The following is a 2,653-nucleotide window of genomic DNA, read 5'->3' on the forward strand; positions in this document are numbered from 1 at the left end:
CCTCCGGGCCGCGCACCCCCACCGCCACCGGCACGGCCGGCCAGGCGCCGCGTCGCCCGCCACCCGTCACGGTGCATACGGGTGTATGCCGGTGGGTGCCTGCGTACGTCGGACGTCTGGGCCCGGGAGTCGGCCGCATCAGCGCCCTGGTTGTCGCCATCAGTTGATCCTGCCCCGTGGATGCCCAGGGCCGGGGCCCGGGAGATGGGTCGGGGGCATGGCGGCATCGCTCGCGATGCCCGCTTCGGCCGGGCCGCCGCTCGCGACCGCGTCACCGGCCGTCGGCGCCGAAGGGTCCGTCGCGGTTAGGGTCGTGCGCGGCGTCGACCCAGACGGCCGCTGGCCCCCCGTCCTCGAAGTCGGCGAGAAGCGCGTCCCGGAGACACTGACGGACGCCGCACCGGCCGCGGGGCCACCGGACCCGACGGCAAGTCGGTCCTGACGCCATCGGCGCCGGCCTGAGCGGCGGCGGCTACTGGGAGAAGGCGGAGAGGCGGCGGCACCCGAACCAGGAAGCCGGCCACCGCCTGACGGCGACGGCCGGGCAGGCCCCGGGCGTACCGGCAGCGGTCCGCCCCGGCCCGCCGGCCCGAAGCGGCTACGTGCATGCGCCGGCGGCCGGCTCCCATCGTGGGGGGAACCGGCCGCCGGCGCGTGGCCTGGACTGTCGTCGTCAGGCGTGGCGGTGGGAGTGGCGGTTGCCGGTGAGCAGGCGGTAGAGGGCCAGCAGTATGACGGAGCCGACGATCGCGGCGATCCAGGTGGAGAGGTCGAAGAAGCCGTCGATGGAGTCGACGCCGAAGATCACCTTGCCGAGCCAGCCGCCGAGCAGCCCGCCGGCGATGCCGATGAGGGTGGTGACGATGATGCCGCCCGGGTCCTTGCCAGGCATGAGGGCCTTGGCGATGAGACCGGCCAGCAGTCCGATGAGGATCCACGCGATGATGCCCATGATGTGCCTCCGCCCATCCGATGTGAGGTAACGGTCGTTGCCGCTGTCACCCTCGCTCGTGCGCGCTCACCGCGATTTCAAACGCACCGGGCCGGCACCGTCCGCCACCGCTTCGAAGGCCGGGCGCGAACCGACGGACGTGGGAGTGCCACCACGGCGCCGTCAGGAGTGCGGGTCCGAGGGCGACCAGGGACTCGTGCCACCGCAGCGTGAACGCACGTTCCAGGGTTGCCAGATCGAGTTCACGGCTCGGCGCCGGTACCCCCTGGGCCCATCGCGGGGGCGGTGACGCGCAGAGGAGCACAGCCATGTCCCAAAGCGCACGGGTCCGCCGCCACCCCCAACGCCACCCCGGCCTCATCGATGTCTCCAACGCCACCACCCACGGCCCCGACGGCCTGCGGAGAACGAATCCGGGGGTGTGCGTCGCGTCTGGCGGGGCAGGCGAGGGGACGGCGCCGGGAGGGACCGCACGGACCGCCCGGGGAGCCCGCAGTGATCGAACGACAGAGACGAGAGGAGTCCGCCCATGAGCGACGCCACGCAGGCCACCGCACCGCACACCGTGCCCGGACTGGACCCGATGGAGGCCGAGCGGGTCGTGGACGTGCTGCAGGCGCGGCTGCACGCCCTCAACGACCTGGCCCTCACCTTGAAGCACGTCCACTGGAACGTCGTCGGCCCGCACTTCATCGCCGTGCACGAGATGCTCGACCCGCAGGTGGACGCCGTCCGCGAGATGGCCGACACCACGGCGGAGCGCATGGCCGCCCTCGGCGGGGTCCCGATCGGCACGCCGGGCGCCCTCGTCGCGCGGCGCACCTGGGACGACTACGAAGTGGGACGCGCCGACGCCGTCGCACACCTCGGCGCGCTGGACCTGGTCTACACCGGTGTCATCGAGGACCACCGGGCCGCCATGAAGACGGCCGGCGACATCGACCCGGTGACGGAGGACATGCTGATCGGGCAACTGGCGAAGTTGGAGCAGTTCCAATGGTTCGTCCGCGCCCACCTGGAGAGCGGCAGCGGCCGCCTCAGCACGTCCGGCGCGCACACGCTCAGCGACGCCGCCGGCCAGGCCGCCCGGGCATCGGCCGGGGGCGCCTGACCACGTCCCCGCAGGGAGGGCGTACGGAGGCCGTGCAGGCTGTCACCGGCCCGGCCTCCGGCCGAAGCCCTACGGGACGGCTCGGGAGCCGACCCGGGGAGACCCGTCCGGCGCGGCCGCGCGCCGCGCCCTTACGCGGCATTCACCACATGGCGGATCCCCGCCCCCCTGCCCTGCTGCGTCGACTCCCTCTCCCCCCAGGGTCAAGTGGACGAAGTCCTCCTCAACGCGTCCCCGGAGTAGATCCTGCAGTCCCTCGAAGCGCTCGACAGCCCGTCCGCCGCCCGAAAGCCTCCACCCCCGGTCGGCCGGCCGGCCGACCGGGGGTGGAGGCTTTCGGGCGGCGGACGGGCTGTCGAGCGCTTCGAGGGACTGCAGGATCTACTCCGGGGACGCGTTGAGGAGGACTTCGTCCACTTGACCCTGGGGGGAGAGGGAGTCGACGCAGCAGGGCAGGGGGGCGGGGATCGCCATGTGGTGAATGCCGCGTAAGGGCGCGGCGCGCGGCCGCGCCGGACGGGTCTCCCCGGGTCGGCTCCCGAGCCGTCCCGTAGGGCTTCGGCCGGAGGCCGGGCCGGTGACAGCCTGCA

At 73.5% G+C, this 2,653-nt stretch carries 2 protein-coding genes; one reads left to right on the top strand and one right to left on the bottom strand.

Annotated features, from left to right (window positions below):
- Positions 1-673: 673 nt before the first annotated feature.
- Positions 674-952, bottom strand: coding sequence for a GlsB/YeaQ/YmgE family stress response membrane protein (locus VR44_RS38560; protein ID WP_045952346.1), 279 nt, complete (start codon positions 950-952; stop codon positions 674-676).
- A gap of 529 nt (positions 953-1,481) precedes the next feature.
- Between VR44_RS38560 and VR44_RS38565 the strand changes: the two genes are divergently transcribed.
- Entirely contained in the window at positions 1,482-2,063 is a 582-nt protein-coding gene (locus VR44_RS38565; RefSeq protein WP_045952347.1) for a Dps family protein, read from the top strand.
- The last annotated feature ends 590 nt before the right edge of the window (positions 2,064-2,653 follow it).

Origin of the sequence: Streptomyces katrae (genome assembly GCF_000966975.1) — a bacterium.
In the GTDB taxonomy this organism is placed as follows: Bacteria; Actinomycetota; Actinomycetes; order Streptomycetales; family Streptomycetaceae; genus Streptomyces; species Streptomyces katrae.